Here is an 18,023-nt window from a genome sequence, read left to right as displayed (position 1 = left end):
CCGTCTGAAAGACAAATCTGTTCAGACGGCCTGATTTGGCATGGTAGCTTTATTTCTGCACCGCTGACACTTTAATCTCCACAGCCCATTCCGCTTTGGCCAATTTCGCTTCCACGCAGGCGCGGGCGGGGGCGTGACCGGGGGCAACCCAAGCGTCCCACGCGGTATTCATGGCGGCGTAGTCGTTCATATCGCGCAGGAAAATAGTGGCTTCGAGGATACGGGTTTTGTCCGAACCGCATTGGTTCAGCCAATGGTCGATTTGCGCCAAGACATCGGCGGTTTGCGCGGTCACATCGGCGCTCGCGGTTTCCGGTACCATACCGGCGAGAAATACAAAACCGTTGGCAACGGTGGCTTCGGCGTAGCGCTCGGTTTGGCCGTGATATTGAATGCTCATGTTTTGCTCCTGAACGTGAAAGAAATTAGAGGGATATGATATTATATAATAATCATTATAGTGCATGAGGATTACAGGATGTCTTGGGTTGATAGAAAAATGCAGAAAACAATTCTAGAATCCTTGATGGAGTTTTATGGTCAACCAGTTTCTCAATTTGAATTAACAAAATTTATTTGGTCTGATAAAAATTTTGATTTTTCTGTTTATAGGCCTGCGAAGGAAGCTGAAATTCTTGGTATTGAGCAGAGTGAAAGAGATGAATTTGCGGATAAAGTTATTAAAAATCTAATTTATTTAGACCAACATGGATTAATTGATATGAGTAATGAGGGTTTTGATATGTGGATGTGCCATATGCAAATTACTCATAAAGGTATAGATTTTCTAGAGCAAGATGGAGGGTTGTCGGCTATTTTTGATACTATTACCATCAAATTGCATAATGAGTCAATTCAAGCATTATTAAAAGAAAAAATTAATCAATCAGATATACCAGAGGAAGAAAAAGGCTATTTAATATCTGAGTTAATGAAAATCAAAGATGCTGCATTAAATACACTCACAGAAAATGCAATTAACAATATCTCTGCTGTTACCGTTGTAAGCTGGCTTAAAGCAGCAATAGGTCTTTAAAACTAATAGAGCTTAAATAGTTCTTAAAATATTTTCTTTCCCATGAGCAAAACCGATTATCCCGTTACCCCTGCCGTGCGCTTTTTGCGGGCGCACAAAATTGATTTCGAGCCCTTGCTGTATGCTTATGAGGAGCATGGCGGTACGGCGCAGATTACATCGTTGTTTCATCTGAACGAATATCAGGTCATCAAAACCATCGTGCTGCAAAATGAGAAAAAGCAGGGTTTGGTGGTATTGATGCACGTCGACAAGCATATTTCCACGCGCAATCTGGCGCGCGAATTGGGCATGAAACACATCGAACCGGCCGACCCGAAGCAGGCCAACAAATGGACGGGCTATTTGGTCGGCGGCACGACGCCGTTTGGCATGAAAACGGCGCTGCCGGTGTATGTCGAGCGCGGCATTTGGGATTTGGACAAAATTTATATCAACGGCGGCAAGCGCGGCTTTGTCGTTGCCATCGCGCCGCAGGATTTGCAGACGTTCAATCCGCAAACGGTGGATGTGGCGGTGGACGCGTAATTTTTCATAAAGGATAAATGTGATGAACGAGATTATCGAACATAATGCGCCGCAGCCGGACAACCGCCGCATGTATATGATGGTGATTTACGGCCTGTATGCTTTGTCGCTGCTGGTGGGTTTTTCATCGGTGGTCGGCGTGATTTTGGCTTATGTCAAACGCGAGGATATGCGCAATTCGCTGTATGAAAACCATATTACCTACCTGATTCGCACGTTTTGGCTCAGTTTGGCCGGTTATGTTATCGGCGGCCTGACCATTTGGCTGGGCGTAGGCGCGGTGGTGTTGTTTATCGTCAGCATTTGGTTTATCTACCGTGTGGTGGCTGGTTTTGTGAAATTGTACGACGGCAAAACCGTTGTGCCGGACGGCTGGCTGTGAGGCGTTTGGGGTAGGTTGGGATGAAATCCCAACGGGAATTTAAGTCATTTTAGGTTGGAAAACCAAGCGGCATCGTTTTGCCGGTTTATTTGCTGTTTTGATTTTTCAGACGGCCTTTGTAACCGTAAAGGCCGTCTGAAAATATTTTTTATATCAAAGGGAAACGCATGATGTATCTTTTGGCCAGCATTGCCTGCAGCGTGCTGGTGTCGGTATTGTTGAAAATCGCCCGCAAGCAGAAAATCCAAATTCCGCAGGCGGTGGCGGTGAATTATATTATGGCGGTGGCGCTGACGGTGGCGGTTCTCAAGCCTGATTTGAGCACTCCGGCGCAGTTTTTGCCGACATGGTGGCTGTTTGCCGCGCTGGGCGTGTTGCTGCCGACGGTGTTTGTGGTGATGGGTAAGGCGGTGGATAGTGCAGGGATTGTCAAATCGGATGCGGCGCAGCGTTTGTCGCTGTTTCTGCCGATTACGGCGTCGTTTCTGATTTTCGGCGAAAAGCTGACCGAAGGCCGTCTGATTGGGATTGTATTGGCGTTTGTGGCGCTGTTTTGCCTGCTGTGGAAATCGGACGGCGGAAAGAAATCGGGCAATCTGACCACGCAAATCGGCTTGCTGCTGGGCGTATGGGCGGGCTACGGCGTGATTGATATTTTGTTCAAACAGGTTGCCAAAAGCGGTACGGCGTTTGCGGGTAATCTGCTGGTGGCGTTTTGCGTGGCGGCGGTGTTGATGTTCGGCTATCTGTTTTCCCAAGGTACAAAATGGACGAAAGAGGGCATTATTGGTGGGATTTTTCTCGGCGGTTTGAATTTTCTCAATATCGTCACCTACATCAGCGCACATCGGGTGATGAGCGACAATCCGACTTTGGTATTTGCCGGGATGAACATGGGCGTAATCGTATTGGGTACGCTGGTCGGCGCGTTGGCGTTTAAGGAAAAAATCAGCAGTATCAACGCCGCCGGTATCAGCGTGGCGCTGGTGGCGATTGTCTGCTTATTCTATTGGGAACCGATACGCGCTTGGGTGGGGATGTAGCCGCCGAGTGCAGCAAAGGCCGTCTGAATTTTTCAGACGGCCTTTTCGGTATGATGTGTAGAACAATCACACTAAAAAATGGTTAACAATCGTAAGCTCGGGTATAATCCGCCCCTGCCGTTGCGCAGGGTATAGTGCCAAGCAGGGGAAAGCCCGGCTTTTTTTGCGCCTGCCAAAAGGGAAAAGGCCGTCTGAAAACAAAATCTTGCAAAATATTTCAGACGGCATTGTGTGATTTGTTTACGGAGTTGCTATGTCAGCCATGTTTTTTATCCAGTTTGCCGTTGTGCTGCTGTGTATTTTGATTGGTGCGCAAGTCGGCGGTATCGGCTTGGGTGTGTTGGGCGGTATCGGTTTGGCGGTATTGGCGTTTGGTTTCGGGCTGGAGCCGACCAGCCCGCCGATTGACGTGATGCTGATGATTATGGCGGTGGTGTCGGCGGCGGCGGCGATGCAGGCTTCCGGTGGTTTGGACTATATGATTAAAATCGCCACCAAAGTGCTGCATAAAAATCCGAAACATATTACCTTTATCGCGCCAATGGTAACTTATACCTTTACCGTGTTGGCGGGTACGGGGCACGTGGCTTATTCGGTATTGCCCGTGATTGCCGAAGTAAGCCGCCGCAACGGTGTGCGCCCCGAGCGTCCGCTGACGATGGCGGTGATTGCCTCGCAATTTGCCATTGTCGCCAGCCCGATTGCGGCGGCGGTGGTGGCCACGGTCACTTACCTCGAGCCGCAGCATGTTACTCTGGCGGATGTGTTGAAAGTGACCATTCCGGCGACGATTCTCGGTATCGGCTTGGCTTGCGTTTTTGTCAACAAAATGGGCAAAGAGTTGAACGACGACCCGCATTATCAGGCGCTGCTGCAAAATCCCGACTATGTGAAAGCGCATGAAACCGAATTGGCGGCCGATAGCGGCGCACCCGTCAGCAAACAGGCCAAATGGTCGGTGGGTATTTTTCTTTTTGCCGCTTTGCTGGTGGTACTGATGGGCGCAATGCCCGAGCTGCGTCCCGTCTTTGAAGAGGGCGGCAAACCGATGGGCATGGCGCATACCATTGAAATCGTGATGTTGTCGGCCGCCGCGCTGATTATCTTGGTGTGCAAACCCGACGGCGACGCGATTACCAAAGGCTCGGTGTTCCATGCTGGTATGCGTGCGGTGATTGCGGTGTTCGGTGTGGCTTGGCTGGGCGATACCCTGATGCACGGCCATTTGGCCGAGGTGCAGGAAACCGTCAAACATTTGGTGGAAAACGCACCGTGGACATTCGCCTTTGCCCTGTTTGTGTTGTCGGTATTGGTCAACAGCCAAGGCGCGACCGTGGCGACGCTGTTTCCCATCGGCATTACGCTGGGCATTCCCGCGCCGATTATGATCGGCACGTTTGTGGCGGTTAACGGCTATTTCTTCATCCCGAACTACGGCCCGATTATCGCGGCCATCGACTTCGACAGCACGGGTACGACCAAAATCGGCAAATACATTTTCAACCACAGCTTTATGCTGCCCGGCCTACTGAGCATGGCCTTCAGCTTGGGCTTCGGCCTGCTGTTTGCCAATATTCTGCTGTAAACCGTTTATAGCAAAAGGCCGTCTGAAACAATTTTCGTTTCAGACGGCCTTTGAGGTTTGGGGCGCAGGCTGCGGCCAGGCTGGGAATCACTGGCACGCGCTCGCAATGGCTACGGCTTCCAGATTATCACCGTGTTTCGCAGCCTACCTGTTTATCTTGAAATCAGAATGCGCTTATGCCAAGGCCGTCTGAAAACAACAATCAGGTAGAAATATGTTTTTCAGACGACCTTGTCTGTTTCACCCAATGTCATTCAAACCCAACGCGCTTAATTGCAATATTTGGCAATATCCGAATCATAGCGTTGAATCAATGCGCTGCGGTTGTTGGCGCGGGCGGACTCAGCAAATTGGCGGTTAAGCTGGGCGGTTTTGCAGTTGTCTTCTTTTTGTTGGCGGGCAGCTTCGGCGATTTTTTGGTTTTGCTCCTCAATCTGCTTGTTGGCTTGGGTGATTTTATTATTCAACTGCTGCTGTTGCTCGGCAATCGAACCGCTTTTCGCCGTATTGCCGCTTGCCGCCGCCGGAAGGGAAACGGTTTGCGTGCGCACATTGATTTTACCGGTGAGTGCCGGTTGCAAGCGGTTGGGGACGTCGGAGTAGGTGTTGCTGCCGCTGCGGTTTTTCCAAGTATAAACTTCGGCTGCCTGCAAAACGGGTGCCGACAAACAAAAAAGCAAAAGCGCAGCCATCGGAATATTTTTCATTACGGGTTCCCTTATTGGTATTTGTTCATCGGCGATTTTACTGTGCTTTAAGCAGATTGGCATGATTGATGGGGAAATTTTTTCATGCTTGGGCGGCAGATGTGCGCTTTTACAAAAAACAGCCGCAAAAAGCAAACTGCCGTTGTTTATGCAGCACAGAAAGTGCTATAATGCCGTGCATCTTGCACAAACTGAAAGCCCGAGCATTATGCGTATCATTGAAAAAGCCTACACCTTTGACGACGTTTTGTTGGTTCCTTCACACTCTACCGTGCTGCCGCGCGACGTCAAACTTCAAACCAAACTCACCCGCGATATTACACTCAACGCGCCTCTGCTTTCCGCCGCCATGGATACCGTCACCGAGGCGCGTTTGGCCATCTCTATGGCGCAAGAGGGCGGTATCGGTATCATCCATAAAAACATGACCCCCGAGCAGCAAGCCCATGCCGTTTCCAAAGTGAAACGCCATGAGAGCGGTATCGTGAAAGATCCGGTAACCGTTGCGCCCGATGTGTTGATTGGCGATTTGCTGAAAATGCGCGCCGAGCGCAAACGCAAAATGTCCGGCTTGCCGGTGGTGGAAAACGGCAAAGTGGTCGGTATCGTGACCAACCGCGATTTGCGTTTTGAAAACCGCTTGGATTTGCCCGTATCTGCTATTATGACCCCGCGCGAGCGTTTGGTGACCGTGGCCGAAGGTACCAGTATCGACGAAGCCCGCGATTTGATGCACCAGCATAAAGTTGAGCGCGTTTTGGTATTAAACGGCCAAGACGAGCTCAAAGGTCTGATTACCGTTAAAGACATCATCAAAACCACCGAATTTCCGAATGCCAATAAAGATGCCGAAGGCCGTTTGCGCGTCGGCGCGGCTGTCGGTACCGGCGGCGACACCGAAGCGCGTGTGCATGCGCTGGTTGCAGCCGGTGTGGACGTGATTGTGGTCGATACCGCCCACGGTCACAGCCAAGGTGTGATCGACCGCGTAAAATGGGTAAAAGACACTTACCCGCAAGTGCAGGTTATCGGTGGTAACATCGCCACCGCGCAAGCTGCGTTGGATTTGGTGGCGGCCGGCGCGGACGCCGTGAAAGTCGGTATCGGCCCGGGTTCGATTTGTACCACCCGTATCGTGGCTGGTGTCGGCGTACCTCAGCTGACCGCGATTCACAATGTGGCAGAAGCCTTGAAAGGCACTGGCGTGCCGCTGATTGCCGACGGCGGCGTGCGTTTCTCCGGCGACTTGTCTAAAGCATTGGCTGCCGGTGCGTCCAGCGTAATGTTGGGCGGTATGTTTGCCGGTACGGAAGAAGCGCCGGGCGAAATCGAGCTGTATCAAGGCCGTTCATACAAATCTTACCGTGGTATGGGTTCGCTGGGCGCAATGAGCCAAGGTTCGGCCGACCGCTACTTCCAAGACAAAACCGACAGCGCCGACAAATATGTGCCGGAAGGTATTGAAGGCCGCGTGCCGTACAAAGGCCCGATTGTGAACATCATCCACCAGCTGTTGGGCGGTTTGCGCTCCAGCATGGGCTATTTGGGTTGCGCCACCATCGCCGACATGCACGAAAAAGCCGAATTTGTGGAAATTACCTCCGCCGGTATGAGCGAATCACATGTTCACGATGTGCAGATTACCAAAGAAGCGCCAAACTACCACCGCTAATCCGGCAGTTTAGGATTATGGTTTAATCATCGAGGCCGTCTGAATACGTTTTCAGACGGCCTTTTTGCATACGGGCATATCAGAAAGCCTGAAAAAATGGTACACTTATTCGGCTACATGGCAATGACAAATGCCAACCCGTTTAATCGAAAAAGACACAATATTGACACAGATTAAGCGGTATAATCTATTTTGTAATATAATTTCAAAGTTAGCGCATTGCCTGCCTGAATGATTGCGGCAGGCAATGTGGAAAACGGCCGAGAGGCCGTCTGAAAACCATCTTGAATACCGTTTTAATTTTATAAAGCAGTATTTTTTCCCTTCCTATATTTTTGGAGACATTCATGAGCGCAATCGTTGATATTTTTGCCCGCGAAATTTTGGACTCTCGCGGTAATCCTACCGTAGAGTGTGACGTATTGTTGGAATCCGGCGTGATGGGTCGCGCAGCCGTACCGAGCGGCGCTTCTACCGGTCAAAAAGAAGCCCTGGAATTGCGCGACGGCGATAAAAGCCGTTACTTGGGTAAAGGCGTATTGACTGCCGTTGAGCATGTCAACAACGAAATCGCCCAAGCCTTGATCGGTGTGGATGCCAACGAGCAGTCTTACATCGACAAAATCATGATCGACTTGGACGGTACCGACAACAAAGGCCGTTTGGGTGCCAACGCAACTTTGGCCGTTTCTATGGCCGTTGCCCGCGCCGCAGCCGAAGATTCAGGCCTGCCGCTGTACCGCTACTTGGGCGGTGCCGGCCCGATGGCGCTGCCGGTTCCGATGATGAACGTCATCAACGGCGGCGAACACGCCAACAACACCTTGAACATTCAAGAATTTATGATTATGCCGGTCGGCGCGAAATCTTTCCGCGAAGCCCTGCGTTGCGGTGCGGAAGTGTTCCACGCCCTGAAAAAAATCTGTGATTCACGCGGCTACCCGACTACCGTGGGCGACGAAGGCGGTTTCGCACCGAACCTGAACACCCATAAAGAAGCTTTGGAGCTGATGGTTGAAGCCGTTAAAGCTGCCGGTTACGTACCGGGCGAAGATGTATTGTTCGCGATGGACTGCGCTTCCAGCGAATTCTACAAAGACGGCAAATACCATCTGGAAGCCGAAGGTCTGGCTTTGACCAGCGCCGAATTTGCCGAATACTTGGCCGGTTTGGTTGCCGAATTCCCGATTATCTCCATCGAAGACGGTATGGACGAAAACGACTGGGACGGCTGGAAACTGCTGACTGACAAACTGGGCAGCAAAGTACAACTGGTCGGCGACGACTTGTTTGTGACCAACCCGAAAATCTTGGCCGAAGGCATCGAAAAAGGCGTGGCTAACGCGTTGTTGGTAAAAGTAAACCAAATCGGTACTTTGAGCGAAACCCTGCAAGCCGTTGATTTGGCTAAACGTAACCGTTACGCCAGCGTAATGAGCCACCGTTCCGGAGAAACCGAAGACAGCACCATCGCTGACTTGGCCGTGGCCACCAACTGCATGCAAATCAAAACCGGTTCATTGAGCCGTTCTGACCGCATGGCCAAATACAACCAACTGTTGCGCATTGAAGCAGAATTGGCAGAAGCCGCTTACTACCCGGGCAAAGCTGCGTTCTACCAACTGAGCAAATAGGTTAAGGCAGGATATTAAAGCATGAAGTGGGTGACTGTTGTTTTAACGATTGCGCTGGTATGTTTCCAATACAGCCTGTGGTTTGGCAAAGGCAGTGTCGGGCATACGGAAGAGTTGCAGGAGCAGCTTTCGGTGCAGGAAGAAAAAAACCTGACACTCGCTTTGCGCAATAATTTCCTAGCTGCCGAGGTGCAGGATTTGGCGACCGGTCAGGAAGCCATTTCCGAAATCGCCCGTGTGGAATTGGGTTACGTTCAGCAGGGCGAAACCTATTACCGCTTTATCGAGCGTTAAGCAAGCGCCAAAGTAAGCCAAAGGCCGTCTGAAATTATTTTCAGACGGCCTTTTATTTTTGGGGAAACACCTGATATAACCAATGTATCTTGCCATCTGATGGTAATATCTTCTACTACTGCATATCAATTAAAAGAACCGACCGTGCCGCAAACCGAATCCTTTAATCTTGAAATTTTCCTGAAAAACCTGCCCAATCTGCCGGGTGTGTACCGCATGTTTGACGATAACAATAATGTGTTATACGTCGGCAAAGCCGTCAACCTCAAGCGGAGGGTGTCGAGCTATTTTCAAAAAAGCGATCTGTCGCCGCGCATTCAGCTTATGGTGAAACAGGTGCACCATATCGAAACCACGGTCACGCGCTCCGAGGCCGAGGCTTTGATTTTGGAGAACAATTTTATCAAAGCCCTGTCGCCGAAATACAATATCCTGTTCCGCGACGACAAAAGCTATCCCTATCTTATGCTCTCCGGCCATGAATTTCCGCAAATGGCCTATCATCGCGGCACGCTGAAAAAGCCCAACCAATATTTCGGGCCGTATCCCAACGGCAATGCCGTGCGCGACAGCATTCAGATTCTGCAAAAAGTGTTCAAACTGCGCACCTGCGAAGACAGCGTGTTCGAACACCGCGACCGCGCCTGCCTCCTGTATCAGATTAAGCGCTGCTCCGGCCCGTGCGCGGGGCATATTTCCGCCGAAGATTACCGCGCCGATGTCAGTGAGGCGGCGACTTTTCTCAGCGGCAAAACCGACGAGCTGATTCAGGTCTTGCACCACAAAATGAATCAGGCCGCCGCCGCGCTGGAATTTGAAGAAGCAGCGCGTTACCGCGACCAAATCCAATCGCTCGGCTTAATGCAGAGCCAGCAGTTTATCGACAGTAAAAATCCGAACAACCCCAACGATATCGACCTGCTGGCGCTGGCAGTTTCAGACGGCCTCGTCTGTATCCATTGGGTCAGCATACGCGGCGGACGGCATGTCGGTGACAAGAGTTTTTTTCCCGATGTCAAAGATGATCCCGAGCCAAACGGCCAAGATTACGCCGAGGCTTTCGTTGCCCAGCATTATCTGGGCAAGGCCAAGCCCGACATTATCATCAGCAATTTTGTGTTGCCCGAATCGCTGCAAGAAGCGCTAAACAGCGAACACGGCAAGCAAATGCAGTTTGTCAGCAAAACCATAGGCGAGCGCAAAGTGTGGCTGAACATGGCGGAAAAAAATGCCAAAATCGCCATCGAGCAACGTCGCCTGCAACAAAGCAGCCAACAATACCGCTTAGACGAATTGGCGCGGATTTTGAATATGGATTCAGACGGCCTGGGCCGCCTAGAATGTTTCGACATCAGCCACACCCAGGGCGAAGCTACCGTTGCCAGCTGCGTGGTGTATGACGAGCAGAATATCCAGCCTTCGCAATACCGCCGCTACAACATCACCACCGCCAAACCCGGCGACGACTACGCCGCCATGCGCGAAGTACTGACGCGGCGTTACGGCAAAATGCAGGAAGCCGAGGCCAACGGCGAAGCAGTAAAATGGCCGGACGTGGTGTTGATTGACGGCGGTAAAGGGCAGATCGGCGTGGCCGTCAGCGTATGGGAAGAACTCGGCCTGCATATCCCGCTGGTCGGCATCGCCAAAGGCCCCGAGCGCAAAGCCGGTTTGGAAGAGCTGATTTTACCGTTTACCGGCGAGATTTTCAGACTGCCGCCGCACAGCCCCGCCTTGCATTTACTGCAAACCGTGCGCGACGAATCGCACCGCTTCGCCATCACCGGCCACCGCAAAAAACGCGACAAAGCCCGCGTGACCTCATCGCTGAACGACATCGAAGGCATAGGCCCGAAACGCAAAAAAGCCCTGCTGACCCGCTTCGGTGGCTTGCGCGGCGTGGTGGCGGCGAGCAAGGACGATTTGGCGCAGGTCGAAGGAATCAGCGCGGCCTTGGCAGAGAAGATTTATGAGCATTTGCATTGATTGATTTTGGAATACACCAAATAAAATTGGATATGGAAAGGCCGTCTGAAATTTTTTCAGACGGCCTTTATCTGTGTTAATTCCCATTCTCCCGCACTAAACTTGCTGATAATCACTTTTTGATAATCAAAATAGCTAAAAAAATTTAAAATTAGTTAAAAGTATTGCAGCGGTAAGCGGGTTTGCTATCATGCACACCGTTTGCGTGTCATGGTTATTTCTGTGGCACTGATATTTTTAAGTACTAGGAAGGATAACCATGCAAGTAAAAAATGAAGCCATGCTCATTACCTATGCCGACAGTTTAGGCAACAATCTGAAGGATTTGAAAACCGTTTTGGAAGGCCCGTTGAAAGACGTGGTCGGCGGTGTGCACATTCTGCCGTTTTTCCCGTCTTCGGGTGACCGCGGTTTTGCACCGATGGATTACACCAAAGTGGATGAGGCTTTCGGCGGCTGGGAAGACGTGCGCGCATTGGCTGAAGATTATTATCTGATGTTTGACTTCATGGTAAACCATATTTCTGCGCAATCTCCTTATTTTAAAGATTTTTTGGCGAAAAAAGACGCTTCCGAATGGCGCGATCTGTTTATCCGTTATAAAAATTTCTGGCCCAACGGCGAGCCGACCGAAGAGCAGGTTGACTTGATTTACAAACGCAAACCGCGTGCGCCTTACCGCATGGCCGAGTTTGCCGACGGTACTTCTGAAAAAGTATGGTGTACTTTTGACGAGCAACAAGTTGACTTGGATGTCACCACGCCGACCACCAAAAAATTCATCAAAGACAATTTGGAATTTTTGAGCAAACAAGGCGCGTCGATTATCCGTTTGGACGCATTTGCCTATGCCAACAAACGTATCGGCACCAACTGCTTCTTTGTCGAGCCTGACATTTGGGAAACGCTCAAAGAGTGTACCGATGTATTGGAAGCGCACAATGTGACCGTATTGCCGGAAATTCACGAGCATTACACCATCCAGCTGAAAATCGCCGAGCATGATTATTATGTTTATGATTTTGCGCTGCCGATGTTGGTGTTGCACACCTTGTTCAGCGGCCACGTTGACCGCTTGGTACACTGGATGGAAATCTGCCCGCGCAAACAGTTTACTACTTTGGATACCCACGACGGTATCGGCGTGGTCGATGTCAAAGATTTGATGACCGATGAAGAATGCGAAGCCACCCGCGAGGCGCTGTATGCACAAGGCGCGAATGTGAAGAAAAAATACAGCAGCGCCGAATACAATAATTTGGACATCTACCAAATCAACTGCACCTACTATTCCGCTTTGGGCAACAACGACCAAGCGTATATTTTGGCGCGCGTGTTGCAATGTTTTGCGCCGGGTATCCCGCAAATTTACTACGTGGGCTTGTTGGCCGGTGAAAACGACATCGAATTGCTGGAGCGTACCAAAGAAGGCCGCAACATCAACCGTCATTACTACTCTTTGGAAGAGATTAACGAAACCGTTAAACGTCCGGTGGTGCAGCAGCTGTTTAATCTGCTGAAATTCCGCAATACTTCTAAAGCCTTCGACGGTGAGTTTGCCGTGAAAGCCTTGGGCGAGAACGAAATCGAAATCACTTGGAAGAATGCCGAAGCAGGCGTCAGCGCCCGCTTGGTGGCCGATACCAAAGCGCATACTTTTGCCATTACTGAAACCGTTAACGGTGAGAGCAAAGCGGTTACGTTGTAATTTGGATTTAATGAGTTAAAAAATGCCGTCTGAAACAAAATCTGTTTCAGACGGCATTTTTTATTCGTTTCTTCTTAGGATTGTATTTTCAGACGGTATAAATACGTCTGCTCCTGCATACGGGCAAAGGCCAGCGGGTCGTTTGGGTCAGCAGCTTTTGCGTGTAGCGGTTTGGTCTGTAATACCTCTATAACCGACAAACCGGCCGTCTGAAAACATTGTGCCAAATATCCGGCGGGACGAAGGTGCAGGTGTTCTGCCAAATCTGACATAATCAGCCAGGCCTCGCCGTCGACATTCAAATGCGCTTTTACGCCATCAAGAAAACTGCGCAGCATGGCGTTATCGGGATCATACAAGGCGGTTTCGATGGTGGAAGTCGGTTTGGCGGGCAGCCACGGTGGGTTGCAAACAATCAAATCGGCGCAGCCTTCGGGAAACAAATCTACCGCTTGAATGGCCACTTGTCTGTCATAGCCCAATCTCTCCAAATTGGCGCAGGCGCAGGCGATGGCTTTGGAGTTGGTGTCGGTGGCGATGATATGGGGAACGCCGCGCTTGGCGAGCAGGGCGGCAATCACGCCCGAACCGGTACCGATGTCGAAGGCCGTCTGAACAGATTTTGCCAGCGGCGCTTGCGCGATTAAGTCCAAATACTCGCCGCGTATGGGCGAAAACACGCCGAAGGGCACATGAATCTTCCCATCCAATTGCGGAATATGAATGCCTTTTTTATGCCATTCGTGCGCACCGATAAAGCCGAGCAGTTGATTAAGCGGCAACAAAAACGGCTGCGTATTTGCTGCGCCATAAACATCGGTCAGGGCGGCGGTAATATCCGGTGCACGCGGCAAATCCAGCGTAAAACCAGCACCGACTTCCACTGCCAACATATTCAAAATGCGGCTCTGCTGCGCCTGCTGCATGCGGTGGCGGTGGAACGCCGCTTGCGGGTCGTCATCAGCGTGTTTTTTTGCCTTGCCCAGCGTTTGCCGCACGCGTTTTTTCATGGCGGCCAACACCTGCTTGGCATTGTGAAAATCGCCCGTCCAAATAGTGGCGGTTTGGTCATAGGCCGCCTTCAAGATGTCGGCGGCAGACGTTTCATGGCAATATACGGCGGCTTTGGGCGGTTTTTGCGTGCTTTCGTTGCGCCATTCGATGTCGGAACGGCGGTCGGTCGGAATGGTGTGCGGCATAACTGAAAAAAGGAAGGGAAAAGGGGGAATGTACCATATTTCCAAGGAGATGGGCATGGGAAGACATGGCGGGGTTCGCAATATTTTTCTCTTTGTTTTCAGACGGCCTATCAGGATAATTTAGACAAAATGTATAAATAAATTCTATTTTTGAAAATATTTATGCGGTTTTAAAGGAAAATATATTGCCGTTTTGTCTAATATGGGTATAATGAAACCCATCACTTACCGCTTGATACGGCAGAAATTAGACAAAGGAACACCATGCAGCTGGACATCGATCGTTTGGTCGCTTATTTCGGCGGTGTAAACGCATTGGCGGAAGCCCTGAAACAACACGACCCCGACAATGCGGCTTCCACCGCCGCCATCTATAAATGGCGCACGCGCGGCTCGTTGCCGCTGGCGCAGTTGCAAAAGCTGACTGCGCTGGCCGAAGCGCAAGGCCGTCCGCTTGATTTGAACGCTTTTTTAAAAAAACAAGATTCACTGGAGAGAACCGAAATGACACAATCCAACCGCGTTATTATTTTCGATACCACCCTGCGCGACGGCGAGCAGTCGCCGGGTGCCGCCATGACCAAAGAAGAAAAAGTCCGCATTGCCCGCCAGCTGGAAAAAATGGGCGTTGATGTGATTGAAGCGGGCTTTGCCGCGGCCAGTCCGGGCGACTTCGAGGCGGTCAACGAAATTGCCAAAACGCTGACCAAAACCACCGTCTGCTCATTGGCGCGTGCGGTTGAACGCGACATCCGCCAAGCCGGTGAAGCCATTGCCCCCGCACCGCACAAGCGCATCCATACCTTTATCGCCACCAGCCCGATTCATATGGAATACAAGCTGAAAATGAAACCGAAGCAGGTAATTGAGGCGGCGGTTAAAGCGGTGAAACTGGCGAAGGAATACACCGATGATGTGGAATTTTCCTGCGAAGATGCGCTGCGTTCGGAAATCGACTTTTTGGCCGAAATCTGCGGCGAGGTGATTGAAGCCGGTGCCACCACCATCAATATTCCCGATACCGTCGGCTATTCGATTCCGTTTAAAACCGAAGAATTTTTCCGCGAACTGATTGAGAAAACGCAAGGCAGCGACAAAGTGATTTGGTCGGCGCATTGCCACAACGATTTGGGTTTGGCCGTCGGCAACTCGCTGGCCGCATTAAAAGGCGGCGCACGCCAAGTGGAATGTACCGTCAACGGCTTGGGCGAACGCGCGGGCAATGCTTCCATCGAAGAAATCGTGATGGCGCTGAAAGTGCGCCGCGATTTGTTCGGCTTGGAAACCGGTATTGATACTACCCAAATCGTACCGGCTTCTAAATTGGTGTCCACCATTACCGGCTATCCGGTGCAGCCGAACAAAGCGATTGTCGGCGCCAACGCCTTTGCGCACGAATCGGGCATTCACCAAGACGGCGTATTGAAACACCGCGAGACCTACGAAATCATGTCTGCCGAATCGGTAGGCTGGTCGGCCAACCGCCTGAGCTTGGGTAAATTGTCAGGTCGCAATGCGTTCAAGACCAAATTGGCCGAGTTGGGCATTGAATTGGAAAGCGAAGAGGCGCTGAACGCCGCTTTTGCCCGCTTTAAAGAGCTGGCCGACAAAAAACGCGAAATCTTCGACGAAGACCTGCATGCGCTGGTTTCCGACGAAATGAACGTAACGCAAGACCAATACCGCTTTATCTCGCAAAAAATCACCACCGAAACCGGCGAAGAGCCGAAAGCGGAGATTGTGTTCAGCGTCGGCGGCGTGGAACACCGCGCCACTGCCAACGGTTCCGGCCCGGTGGATGCGATTTTCAAAGCGATTGAAAGCGTGGCGCAAAGCGGCGCGACTTTGCAGATTTATTCTGTTAACGCCGTTACCCAAGGTACGGAAAGCCAAGGTGAAACCTCTGTCCGCCTGCAACGCGGTGACCGCGTGGTCAACGGACAAGGCGCGGATACCGATATCTTGGTGGCAACCGCCAAAGCGTATCTGTCGGCTTTGAGCAAATTGGAATTTAGCGAAGCGAAAACCAAAGCGCAAGGCGTGGGTACGATTTAATCTTATTTGATAAATTTGAGGCCGTCTGAAATTTCAGATGGCCTCAAATTTATTGTATCGCTGTTTTAATTTGGCTGGATGGCAGCGTTACTGCGCCATGTCTCAAAATATAGTCGTTTCAATTTAGATTGAGACAAGGCAGCAAGCCGAAGACAGTACAGATAGTACGGCAAGGCGCAGCAACGCTGTATCAAACTAAAGTAGAACGACTATAACAAGACGACTGTATCAATCCTGCTGCTTCCAGTACAAATCCTGCGCCACCAAGCGCACCGGCGTATTCACCGCGCCGTATTGGTCGTAACCGCCGAGGCGTTGGCATACCTCGAAGAAAAAGCGGTTTTCAATTAGGGGCGAATAAGCGTGCAGGAACTCGCCGCCTTTGCCGTCGGCGTCATACAGCAGATGGTGCTGGCGCAATTTGGCGACAAATTCATCGTCCAAATCAAAACGGGCTTGCAAATCGTCGTAGTAGTTTTGCGGGATGTCCAATAATTTGGCACCGTTGCTGCGCAGGAAAGCAACCGTGGCGAAAATATCGTCGCTGGCAAAGGCGATGTGTTGCAGGCCTGCGCCTTTGTAGTTGGCCATCGAGCGGGAAACAATGGTGTTTTGGTTGTCGGAGATGTTCAGCGGCAGGCGGATGCGACCGTTGGGACTGCGCAAAACACGGCTTTTCATCAGGCCGTAAGGGTCGGCCAGCGTCATATCGGATTCGATGTCGAAGCCGAAAATAGCAGCAAAATGCAGCGTCCAGCTATCCATCGCGTCGTTGGCGAGGCCGTAGGCAGTATGGTCGATACGGCTGATTTTCGGCTCGCCTTGGAACTTGGTTAAGTGGAAATCGACGCTGTAAATGTCGTTGTCCACGAAATACTGCAAGCCGCCATTGGGCGAACGGATGGCGTGGATGTGCCGCTCGTTGGGGCCGACTTTGCCCTCGTAGAAAATGCTGCCGTATTCTACGGCGCGCTCATACATGGAATCGGCATCGCGGACTTTATAGGCGGCGGCGCAGACGGACGTGCCGTGGACATTAAAGAATGCGTCGGCCAAAGAATCCGGCTCGGCGTTGAGAATCAGGTTGACGCCGCCGTGTTGGTAGAGGGCGACATTTTTGCTTTTGTGCAGGCCGGTTTTTTGGAAACCGAATTGGCGCAGGATGTTGTCCAAACGCTGCGCGGCGGCGTCGTTGACGGCAAATTCGAGGAACTCGGTATCGCTAAATTCGGGCGCGGCGGGCGGGGTAAACAGTTCCGCTTTCGGCGTGATTTTTTGCGTTTTCAGACGGCCTGTGGTCTGCTCTTCCAAAAACAAGAGCGAGCGCATGGCATCGGAAGTGGTGGACACGCTTGGTGCGGCGCGGAATTTGTCGTTGAAAATTTCCAGCGACAGCGGGCCGGTATAGCCGTTGGCGACAATCGGCGCAAGGAAGGCGGCCACGTCCAAATCGCCCTGACCGGGGAAATTGCGGTAGTGGCGGCTCCATTCGAGTACGTCCATTTTCATCAGCGGCGCGTCGGCCAACTGCAGGAAAACGATTTTTTCCGGCGGGATTTCGCTCAGACAGCTTAAATCGTCGTTGATGGAGAGGGTATGGAAACTGTCGAGCACTACGCCGAGATTGGGATGGTTGACGTTTTTTACCAAATCCCATGCATGACGGTAGGACGACACATGTTTGCCCCATGCCAGCGCTTCGTAGCCTACCAGCATGCCGTGTTTGGCGGCGGTTTCGGCCAAACGGTGCAAATCGTCGGCAATCAGCGCGTCATCGGTAGAAGTATCAGGCAACACGTTGCTGCATACCAAGAGGCGGTCAGTCCCCAATTCGGCCATCAGCTCGAATTTACGCTCGGCGCGGTTGATTTGGTGCGCCAGTTTGTCGCGTGCGCCGCCTTCGAAATCGCGGAAGGGTTGGAACAGCATGATTTCCAAGTTTAAATCTTGGCACATTTTTCGGATGTCGGCGGGCGAGCCGTTGAAATACAGCAGGTCGTTTTCAAAAATTTCCACGCCTTCAAAACCGACGGCGGCAATGGCTTGCAGTTTTTCCGGCAGCGTGCCGCTGAGGGATACGGTGGCGATACAGTGTTTCATGGGAACTCCGTTGGCGGGTGAGGGGTAGGCCGTCTGAAAACAAACGATGGCAAATCAATTTTCAGACGGCCTGTATCTAAGCAAAAATAAAATA

The 18,023-nt window shown here is 51.3% G+C and carries 15 protein-coding genes; 11 read left to right on the top strand and 4 right to left on the bottom strand.

From position 1 onward, the window contains the following. Nucleotides 1-49: 49 nt before the first annotated feature. A complete protein-coding gene (locus J2T37_RS02610) occupies nt 50-400 on the bottom strand; it encodes a RidA family protein (RefSeq protein WP_253353641.1) in 351 nt (116 codons plus the stop codon). 78 nt (nt 401-478) lie between these two features. Here J2T37_RS02610 and J2T37_RS02605 point away from each other — a divergent pair, with 78 nt between their 5' ends. The 5 genes from J2T37_RS02605 (at nt 479) to J2T37_RS02585 (ending at nt 4,574) form a co-directional block, all read left to right on the top strand. Then, a complete protein-coding gene (locus J2T37_RS02605; RefSeq protein ID WP_253353640.1) occupies nt 479-1,036 on the top strand; it encodes a hypothetical protein in 558 nt (185 codons plus the stop codon). A 42-nt stretch (nt 1,037-1,078) separates the two neighbouring features. Next, nucleotides 1,079-1,564 carry a Cys-tRNA(Pro) deacylase gene (gene ybaK, locus J2T37_RS02600; RefSeq protein WP_253353639.1) on the top strand — a complete coding sequence of 162 codons (486 nt, stop codon included), beginning with the start codon at nt 1,079-1,081 and terminating at the stop codon, nt 1,562-1,564. Between the two features lie 22 nt (nt 1,565-1,586). Further along, nucleotides 1,587-1,946 (top strand): DUF4870 family protein, encoded by a 360-nt coding sequence (locus J2T37_RS02595; RefSeq protein WP_253353638.1) that lies wholly within the window; start codon nt 1,587-1,589, stop codon nt 1,944-1,946. Nucleotides 1,947-2,113: 167 nt separating this feature from the next. Then, nucleotides 2,114-2,989, top strand: coding sequence for a DMT family transporter (locus tag J2T37_RS02590; protein WP_253353637.1), 876 nt, complete (start codon nt 2,114-2,116; stop codon nt 2,987-2,989). A gap of 262 nt (nt 2,990-3,251) precedes the next feature. Continuing rightward, the gene (locus J2T37_RS02585; protein WP_253353666.1) at nt 3,252-4,574 is read left to right on the top strand and encodes an anaerobic C4-dicarboxylate transporter family protein; all 1,323 of its coding nucleotides are present in this window, start codon (nt 3,252-3,254) and stop codon (nt 4,572-4,574) included. Between the two features lie 269 nt (nt 4,575-4,843). On the opposite strand, the gene J2T37_RS02580 is transcribed toward J2T37_RS02585, so the two are convergent. After that, a complete protein-coding gene (locus J2T37_RS02580) occupies nt 4,844-5,281 on the bottom strand; it encodes a DUF4124 domain-containing protein (RefSeq protein ID WP_253353636.1) in 438 nt (145 codons plus the stop codon). A 208-nt stretch (nt 5,282-5,489) separates the two neighbouring features. Here J2T37_RS02580 and guaB point away from each other — a divergent pair, with 208 nt between their 5' ends. From guaB to gtfA, 5 genes are all read left to right on the top strand, one after another. Further along, on the top strand, nt 5,490-6,953 hold the full coding sequence (guaB, locus tag J2T37_RS02575; RefSeq protein ID WP_253353635.1) for an IMP dehydrogenase: 1,464 nt from the start codon (nt 5,490-5,492) through the stop codon (nt 6,951-6,953). A gap of 347 nt (nt 6,954-7,300) precedes the next feature. Then, the gene (eno, locus tag J2T37_RS02570) at nt 7,301-8,587 is read left to right on the top strand and encodes a phosphopyruvate hydratase (RefSeq protein ID WP_253353634.1); all 1,287 of its coding nucleotides are present in this window, start codon (nt 7,301-7,303) and stop codon (nt 8,585-8,587) included. 21 nt (nt 8,588-8,608) lie between these two features. Further along, the gene (gene ftsB / locus J2T37_RS02565) at nt 8,609-8,881 is read left to right on the top strand and encodes a cell division protein FtsB (RefSeq protein WP_253353633.1); all 273 of its coding nucleotides are present in this window, start codon (nt 8,609-8,611) and stop codon (nt 8,879-8,881) included. Between the two features lie 105 nt (nt 8,882-8,986). Then, nucleotides 8,987-10,867, top strand: coding sequence for an excinuclease ABC subunit UvrC (gene uvrC / locus J2T37_RS02560; protein WP_437179430.1), 1,881 nt, complete (start codon nt 8,987-8,989; stop codon nt 10,865-10,867). Nucleotides 10,868-11,126: 259 nt separating this feature from the next. After that, nucleotides 11,127-12,575 carry a sucrose phosphorylase gene (gtfA, locus tag J2T37_RS02555; protein ID WP_253353631.1) on the top strand — a complete coding sequence of 483 codons (1,449 nt, stop codon included), beginning with the start codon at nt 11,127-11,129 and terminating at the stop codon, nt 12,573-12,575. A gap of 74 nt (nt 12,576-12,649) precedes the next feature. On the opposite strand, the gene J2T37_RS02550 is transcribed toward gtfA, so the two are convergent. Beyond that, nucleotides 12,650-13,774, bottom strand: a complete 1,125-nt coding sequence (locus tag J2T37_RS02550; RefSeq protein WP_253353630.1) for a methyltransferase — start codon at nt 13,772-13,774, stop codon at nt 12,650-12,652. A 264-nt stretch (nt 13,775-14,038) separates the two neighbouring features. On the opposite strand from J2T37_RS02550, the gene J2T37_RS02545 reads away from it, so the two are divergent. Beyond that, the gene (locus tag J2T37_RS02545) at nt 14,039-15,829 is read left to right on the top strand and encodes a 2-isopropylmalate synthase (RefSeq protein WP_253353629.1); all 1,791 of its coding nucleotides are present in this window, start codon (nt 14,039-14,041) and stop codon (nt 15,827-15,829) included. Between the two features lie 228 nt (nt 15,830-16,057). On the opposite strand, the gene J2T37_RS02540 is transcribed toward J2T37_RS02545, so the two are convergent. Then, nucleotides 16,058-17,929, bottom strand: coding sequence for a bifunctional sugar phosphate isomerase/epimerase/4-hydroxyphenylpyruvate dioxygenase family protein (locus J2T37_RS02540; RefSeq protein WP_253353628.1), 1,872 nt, complete (start codon nt 17,927-17,929; stop codon nt 16,058-16,060). Nucleotides 17,930-18,023 lie beyond the last annotated feature (94 nt).

It is taken from the genome of Neisseria perflava, assembly GCF_024170405.1.
GTDB classification, from domain to species: domain Bacteria; phylum Pseudomonadota; class Gammaproteobacteria; order Burkholderiales; family Neisseriaceae; genus Neisseria; species Neisseria perflava_B.
Note: the sequence above shows the minus strand (reverse complement) of the source record. Positions and strands in the feature narration are given on the sequence as shown.

Coding starts and splice junctions, on each gene's coding strand:
- J2T37_RS02610 (WP_253353641.1), bottom strand. CDS start 400: ATGAGCATTCAATATCACGGCCAAACCGAGCGCTACGCCGAAGCCACC.
- J2T37_RS02605 (WP_253353640.1), top strand. CDS start 479: ATGTCTTGGGTTGATAGAAAAATGCAGAAAACAATTCTAGAATCCTTG.
- ybaK (WP_253353639.1), top strand. CDS start 1,079: ATGAGCAAAACCGATTATCCCGTTACCCCTGCCGTGCGCTTTTTGCGG.
- J2T37_RS02595 (WP_253353638.1), top strand. CDS start 1,587: ATGAACGAGATTATCGAACATAATGCGCCGCAGCCGGACAACCGCCGC.
- J2T37_RS02590 (WP_253353637.1), top strand. CDS start 2,114: ATGATGTATCTTTTGGCCAGCATTGCCTGCAGCGTGCTGGTGTCGGTA.
- J2T37_RS02585 (WP_253353666.1), top strand. CDS start 3,252: ATGTTTTTTATCCAGTTTGCCGTTGTGCTGCTGTGTATTTTGATTGGT.
- J2T37_RS02580 (WP_253353636.1), bottom strand. CDS start 5,281: ATGAAAAATATTCCGATGGCTGCGCTTTTGCTTTTTTGTTTGTCGGCA.
- guaB (WP_253353635.1), top strand. CDS start 5,490: ATGCGTATCATTGAAAAAGCCTACACCTTTGACGACGTTTTGTTGGTT.
- eno (WP_253353634.1), top strand. CDS start 7,301: ATGAGCGCAATCGTTGATATTTTTGCCCGCGAAATTTTGGACTCTCGC.
- ftsB (WP_253353633.1), top strand. CDS start 8,609: ATGAAGTGGGTGACTGTTGTTTTAACGATTGCGCTGGTATGTTTCCAA.
- gtfA (WP_253353631.1), top strand. CDS start 11,127: ATGCAAGTAAAAAATGAAGCCATGCTCATTACCTATGCCGACAGTTTA.
- J2T37_RS02550 (WP_253353630.1), bottom strand. CDS start 13,774: ATGCCGCACACCATTCCGACCGACCGCCGTTCCGACATCGAATGGCGC.
- J2T37_RS02545 (WP_253353629.1), top strand. CDS start 14,039: ATGCAGCTGGACATCGATCGTTTGGTCGCTTATTTCGGCGGTGTAAAC.
- J2T37_RS02540 (WP_253353628.1), bottom strand. CDS start 17,929: ATGAAACACTGTATCGCCACCGTATCCCTCAGCGGCACGCTGCCGGAA.